General features: G+C 38.1%; 11 protein-coding genes. 6 read left to right on the forward strand and 5 right to left on the reverse strand.

All coding sequences use genetic code 11. The annotated features are described in order from the left end of the window. Window positions 1-382 (reverse strand): transposase family protein (locus IQ224_RS20810; RefSeq protein WP_194033130.1); only part of this gene is annotated, 382 nt, incomplete at its 3' end. 149 nt (window positions 383-531) lie between these two features. Then, window positions 532-747, reverse strand: coding sequence for a hypothetical protein (locus tag IQ224_RS20815; RefSeq protein ID WP_084990001.1), 216 nt, complete (start codon window positions 745-747; stop codon window positions 532-534). Window positions 748-962: 215 nt separating this feature from the next. Here IQ224_RS20815 and IQ224_RS20820 point away from each other — a divergent pair, with 215 nt between their 5' ends. The 5 genes from IQ224_RS20820 to IQ224_RS20840 all read left to right on the forward strand — a co-directional run bounded on the left by IQ224_RS20820 (window position 963) and on the right by IQ224_RS20840 (window position 3,502). Then, window positions 963-1,148 carry a hypothetical protein gene (locus IQ224_RS20820; protein ID WP_002742242.1) on the forward strand — a complete coding sequence of 62 codons (186 nt, stop codon included), beginning with the start codon at window positions 963-965 and terminating at the stop codon, window positions 1,146-1,148. A 6-nt stretch (window positions 1,149-1,154) separates the two neighbouring features. Continuing rightward, entirely contained in the window at window positions 1,155-1,496 is a 342-nt protein-coding gene (locus tag IQ224_RS20825; protein ID WP_153044872.1) for a hypothetical protein, read from the forward strand. Window positions 1,497-1,898: 402 nt separating this feature from the next. Further along, the gene (locus IQ224_RS25120) at window positions 1,899-2,192 is read left to right on the forward strand and encodes a 2Fe-2S iron-sulfur cluster-binding protein (protein ID WP_036400026.1); all 294 of its coding nucleotides are present in this window, start codon (window positions 1,899-1,901) and stop codon (window positions 2,190-2,192) included. Window positions 2,193-2,771: 579 nt separating this feature from the next. Further along, complete coding sequence (locus tag IQ224_RS20835) at window positions 2,772-3,125, forward strand: papain fold toxin domain-containing protein (RefSeq protein WP_002742244.1); 354 nt, start codon at window positions 2,772-2,774, stop codon at window positions 3,123-3,125. Then, entirely contained in the window at window positions 3,119-3,502 is a 384-nt protein-coding gene (locus tag IQ224_RS20840) for a DNA polymerase epsilon catalytic subunit A (protein ID WP_228036335.1), read from the forward strand. Before IQ224_RS20835 ends, IQ224_RS20840 begins: the two co-directional genes overlap by 7 nt. A 287-nt stretch (window positions 3,503-3,789) precedes the next feature. Here the strand turns inward: IQ224_RS20840 and IQ224_RS20845 are convergent, their stop codons facing one another. The 3 genes from IQ224_RS20845 to IQ224_RS20855 all read right to left on the reverse strand — a co-directional run bounded on the left by IQ224_RS20845 (window position 3,790) and on the right by IQ224_RS20855 (window position 5,347). Continuing rightward, on the reverse strand, window positions 3,790-4,134 hold the full coding sequence (locus IQ224_RS20845) for a hypothetical protein (RefSeq protein WP_002742247.1): 345 nt from the start codon (window positions 4,132-4,134) through the stop codon (window positions 3,790-3,792). Window positions 4,135-4,224: 90 nt separating this feature from the next. Then, window positions 4,225-4,584: a hypothetical protein gene (locus tag IQ224_RS20850; protein ID WP_002742249.1), complete on the reverse strand. Its 360-nt coding sequence runs from the start codon at window positions 4,582-4,584 to the stop codon at window positions 4,225-4,227. A 19-nt stretch (window positions 4,585-4,603) separates the two neighbouring features. Beyond that, window positions 4,604-5,347 carry an alpha/beta hydrolase gene (locus tag IQ224_RS20855; RefSeq protein WP_036400020.1) on the reverse strand — a complete coding sequence of 248 codons (744 nt, stop codon included), beginning with the start codon at window positions 5,345-5,347 and terminating at the stop codon, window positions 4,604-4,606. 345 nt (window positions 5,348-5,692) lie between these two features. Between IQ224_RS20855 and IQ224_RS20860 the strand changes: the two genes are divergently transcribed. Beyond that, window positions 5,693-6,074, forward strand: a 382-nt coding sequence (locus IQ224_RS20860) for a transposase family protein (RefSeq protein ID WP_194033453.1), incomplete at its 3' end; no start/stop codon positions are given.

The raw sequence follows: 6,074 nt of genomic DNA on the forward strand, positions 1-6,074 counted from the left end.
TCTCTTCTTCCGTTACGTCATTTCTTCGGCTAACATTTAAAATATCTCCTTCTTTTAATTGTTCGAGTATATTCTCGGCTAGTCTTTTCGTATAGGTTCGTTTCTTGGCGACAAAATCTAACTCTTCACTAAAGGGTTTTCGACAATTATCGCACTTAAATTGACGACGATTAACCTGTAGGTACACTGGTTGACCTGAGATTGGTAAATCTTTGACTAAATGTCGATGATTTTGGTGGAGTTTATCGCTCTCTAACCCACAACGAGGACAGATTGCTTTTTGATTTTTCGATTCGATTTGGCAAACTATACCGATATTTTCTAGGTGTAGATAGCCTTGAATAGACGTTCCTTTTAGGTTCAAAAATTTGTCAAGTATCATAAGTAAAATACTCTGGTTTTTGGCTATTATATCAAATCTTAACTCGATTGTCTATCTTTTGATATTAACTTGTTTGTGCCGTAAGTGTCTCCCTGTATAGATTTCAGCTACTTTTAGGCGTAGGTACTCTCATCGAATTTTATTTTAAGTTAATTATTTGCATAACAATTCCCGAAGAGCCTTTTATTTCTACTCACATCGCCAATATGTTTCTCATCATAACCATAACTATCTGCAATTTCTTTATAGGTTTTGCCGTTTAATAACTCTTCAATAATGTGTCGCTGAATATCACTAAGACTTTGCCCATCTTCCTCTATCAATAAATCTTCGATAAAACGCAACAAGTGTAAACTATCCTTCATGGTATGAAAGTGAATAAGTTGTTACCTATATTATAGGTCAGTTGTCATAAAACAAGATCAAGTCATTTCTGGCATTGTCTTAATATTTCTTTACAAAGCGTCAGGTCAAATCTGGTGGTGGTTGAAAAAAACCTCTGTTAAGCTGACAGAACAATACCAAAAACAACTACAAGGTCAGGATTTTTGGATTTAGATAATTGATTAAAAGGGTTGATATGCCTAAATTTGTTCTTGATAAATACGCTTTAGACTCGCAGAAATCGGAGGCTAAGGCAAAAGTGGTAAGTGAGTTAGGTTCAAATGCTTCAATTTCAGGTGATGTGATAGAAGTACCTAGTTATAACGCTACTAAGGTAGCTCAAATTTTAAGCAAAGTTGGTATTAAATATTCAGGAGGTTAAATTAAAATGTCCGCAAAAAATATCTGTCCTCATTGTAATACTCAAGACACTCTAAGATTGCCTAATATTATAGATAAATCTTTAGGGGTTGCAAAATTCATGGGTAATCCTGCAACAACGGCTAAAGTTACATTTGGTATGTTTGCCAGTACTCCTGGTGCTTTCGGTATTGGTGAAAGATATAGATCTGACGATGCAGTACCGTACAAAATATGTAATCGTTGCGGTCGTTGTTGTTTTTATTGTTTACAATGTAAGAAAAATGTTCCTCTCTCTTTTCGTCCTGATGCTTTTGATCAGTTTCCTTGTTCTAGCTGTTCCAGAATTTACTGGTATAGAGGGAAGTAAAACTGTCAATAGTTTTATAAACAGTCTTCAATTTTGTTAAATTTCAAGTCAAGTTTCAAATATTTTTATTACAGGAGGATTTTTAGAATGAGTAATTGGTTCGGACACATAGTAAACCATGCGGGACAGCATCTGGCGAAGCATCTGGGGCAAGAATTGTTTAAGAAAACTCCTGAAATTGCTCGGAAAGTAGAAGAAGGTGTCGAAAAAGTAGGAGAAAAAATTCAAGAATTTCAAAGACATCGTCAAGAAGAGGAACAAAGAAAAATCAGAGAAGCGACTATAGCATCACCACAATATCAAGAATACCTTGCAGGAATAACAAAACTCGAAGAAGGTATAGAAGAACTTAAAAGACGTCGTCAAGAATCTGATTTAAGAACACCAAATAATAGTTATGGTATAGGTTACTATAACGTGACATTAAGAACTCCTAATGGACAATATACAATTGAAGTTCCTGCTGATGAGTATATTCTTGATGTAGCCGAAGAAGAAGGGTTAGACTTACCTTCCAATTGTCGTGCAGGAGCTTGTTCTACCTGTGCTGCTAAACTGATTTCTGGTAATGTGGATCAATCAGATCAATCTTTCTTGGATGACGATCAAATTGAAGATGGTTATGTCTTGCTTTGCGTAGCTTATGCTACTTCTAATTGTGTAATCGAAACCGATAAAGAAGAAGAACTTTATTAGTTTCTTTATCACACTGTTTTGAAACATTAAGATTTTGAGCAGAAATATTTCAATAACGACAAAAGAGCGATCGCCTTTTTGTTTGTAGTAATGGCTTTAGCCATAATCAGTCCTAAAGAGCTTACTACGAATGGGGCGATCATTTTTTTATTAGGTGCGATCGCCCTTAACTTAGATTAAAGTTTGTTAGACATCTCCAAGAGCGATAACCTAGTTACAGCCTATCTTTTCATCTTGTACTAATTAAATAGTTCGATACCTGAAATGTACATCTATCGTTGCTAATTCAATCTAACTGAAAAAATATGGGGCAATTAAAATCATTTTTATTTGGTTAAAATTCTTAACTAGAAAAACTTTTAGTCTTTAGATAATATTAGGTCGATGTCTAATTTACATACTCTGTTAATAGCGATTTGAAACCAAATTACAAACTACCCCTGTACTGTATTTTACGCTACAATTTAATATAGTCTTTAGATTTCTTTTCCTAACTATCCCTTGCCTTCATCCCTAAACCGATTAAGCTCCAACTGGCTTATAAACTAGGGATACCAGCTTTCATTTTGGAGTGAGAGAGTGGTTAAGTTAACAGATTCCCAAATTTATCAAGAAATTGGCAAGATTGTCAGTAAATTTGAGCTTTATCAATGTTATGAATGTGCTAGGGCAGTAATGCAGTGGCTAACAGACAACGAAATTGAGGGGAAAGTGATCGAACTGAAAACGCGCTATCATGATGAAGATTATATCATCAGCGATCGCCTAGGAAATGATGAATCAATTACGATTAATGGAAAACACTATGGGGTAGAAGTGAGAGGAAGAGTGTTTGATAATCTTTCTCCTAAAGGGATGATACGAGAGGATTGGCTGAAAGATTTTCATTGTCAAAGTGAAGAATTTATAATTACTGAAAGGAGAGAATGGTAAACATGGAAGTGAAAGGCGGATTGTTTGAGATTTTAGCCAAGATTAAAGCTAGACCTGGACTGTATATTGGTCGTCCTTCCGTGTCGGATTTGTTTATGTTTTTAGCAGGTTATAAAACTGCTAGGCGGGAGCTAGGAATTGAACCGACGGTAGAAGAGATGAGATTTTATCAAGAGTTTCATCAGTTTGTTGAAAAGAAATACAATCTCCATACATCTAATGCTTGGGCTAAAATTATCCTGCTCTATTGCCCAGATGAAAAGCAAGGATTTGAGCGTTTTTTTCAGTTACTAGGGGAGTTTCAACAACTGGGCAGTCAGGAAATTCATGCCGATGGGATTGAGGATAAAGAGGTTATTATGAGTCGTGTTAGCTAGTGCGATCACATAACCCAAAACCAATTGCGACTTGAAATCGTATTTACACTTCTCTCCGCACTGTATTCTACGCTACAATTTAATAAATATTTACATTTTTCTCCCTAACTAGCGATACACAGGGGAAGATTGCCTCGCATCAACCAGATGATAGACTGGGGGATAGGAGCTTTTATCAAGGCATCGGCATGACCACCAACGCAGCAAAAACTCAATAGGCAGTATTTAGAGAAGCGTGCTGATTCTTGACGACAGCAACTTTACCTTAAGGGACTACTCAAAAGATTTCAGTAGAGATGCCGAGAACCTCCACAATGACCGTTTCCTCTCCTGTGTCCTCTCTCGCACTCTGTTTCTTGAGCGAGTAGTGCTTCTATTTCTGCTAACAGTTGACGCACTGGTTGCCATTCTGCGCTATTGTTCTCCTGACATTTAACTTCCCACTCGGCGAGAATTTCCTCTAGCAATAGCCGCAAGTCTCTGGGAAAAAATGTCTGTCCTTGGTCTAATTGCTGACTAAGGTTGAGTATTTGGTCTTTAAGGGCAATGGGAACCCGAATAGTCTGAGTTTCTCCATTTTGCCATGCTCTCTTACGTCCTGCGCCGCCGCGCCATCCACCTCTTCCTGACATAATTCACGCTCCATTTCTGGACAATTTACCTGACTCCTTTAGCCTAGCATCCTTTTTTGATTTTGTGTCAATATCTATAAGCCATGTATATTAAGGATTGAGTTCGTAATCATCCCCCCTATTTTTTAGACTAACTATACTCTGCTTAGATATACTCCATAGCCAGTAAAAAGTTACCGTCAGCAAGGGCAGCGAATTAACGGGATTTTCCTGAGTTTCTGGCTCAAAATCCCGACAATCGATCGCCTCTTCCGAAAAGGCACGCATTGGATGCACCGCACATTTCAAGCGATAATCTCCGGTACAAAAAACACAGCGACTACAGGGAATTCGATGCAGCTTTTGCAACTGCCGGCGCCCTTGGGCAACAGCAAGAAAAAGGGCAGTAAAAAAGAACAGCAGCGTTATCCAGATTGCGATCGGACAAAAGAGCGGTATTAGCCTTAACATAAATCTCGATTTTTGTCAATTAAGGAATAATTACAGTTTGCTCAGAAAGAAATTCCTGTGGAACTAGAGATCGCCAGAAACTAAAAATCTCTTGACTGACGCTGTAGGGGTGGGAATAGTGGAAAAAATAACGCCCTTTGTGACAACTCCAAATGCGATCGCCTGACTTTAACCAGGGTTGCCATCCTTGCAATAAATGCTGATCGATAATCGTATCGATATCTCCCCCACAGACTAACAGGGGTACGGGAACTGTCCCCGGGGCGAAATGGGCATTCTGATAGAGATTATGGGGAGAAAGGGACAATAATAAATCCTCTTCCAAGAGATAGCGATATTCTTGGGTTAAAGCGCAGGGTTGATGGCCAAAAAGATTGTGAACCGATTGATTGAGCAGAGTTTGACGAGAACAAGGCAGTAATTTTGATAGCACATAATAATGAGCTTGCCAATCGATCGCCGGATAGACTCCCACAGAGAGCAAAGTTAAGGATTTTACCCTTTCTGGATAACGACGCGCATACAGTAATCCTACTAATCCCCCCGTGCCGTGGCCGACTAAATGCAGCGGTCGATCGCATTGTTTCAGGTAATCTTGTATTAATACTAAGGCGATATCAAGAGAAGCTGGCTGATCAAGAGATTGACAGTATTGCCAATCAGCGATCGCAACTTCCCGGGCTAAACAATCCAACACCGGGCGATCAAAACGGCGAAAACTGGGGTTAACATTAATCCAAACTGCATCAGGTAATCGAGACATAATAATCAAGGATATAGGGGATTTTTTAGCGATCAGTAAACAGTAAGGCTCTTCGGTTTGTGTTATGCAATGGACGGGGGTTATAAGGGATGGAACCCATATATAGAAAGGCATTTAGCGATTTTTGTCAATTATTTTCGATCTAGAGCGAACTAATCAATTAAGGCTCTTCGGGAATTGTTATGCAAATAATTAACTTAAAATAAAATTCGATGAGAGTATCTAAGCTCAAAAGTAGCTGAAATCCATACAGGGAAGGACTTAAGGCACAAACAGGTTAATACCAAAAGATAGACAATTGAGTTAAGATTTGATATAATAGCCAAAAACCAGAGTATTTTACTTATGATACTTGACAAATTTTTGAACCTAAAAGGAACGTCTATTCAAGGCTATCTACACCTAGAAAATATCGGTATAGTTTGCCAAATCGAATCGAAAAATAAAAAAGCAATCTGTCCTCGTTGTGGGTTAGAGAGCGATAAACTCCACCAAAATCATCGACATTTAGTCAAAGATTTACCAATCTCAGGTCAACCAGTGTACCTACAGGTTAATCGTCGTCAATTTAAGTGCGATAATTGTCGAAAACTCTTTAGTGAAGAGTTAGATTTTGTCGCCAAGAAACGAACCTATACGAAAAGACTAGCCAAGAATATACTCGAACAATTAAAAGAAGGAGATATTTTAAATGTTAGCCGAAGAAATGACGTAACGGAAGAAGAGA

It is taken from the genome of Microcystis sp. LEGE 00066, assembly GCF_015207925.1.
GTDB classification, from domain to species: Bacteria; Cyanobacteriota; Cyanobacteriia; order Cyanobacteriales; family Microcystaceae; genus Microcystis; species Microcystis ichthyoblabe_A.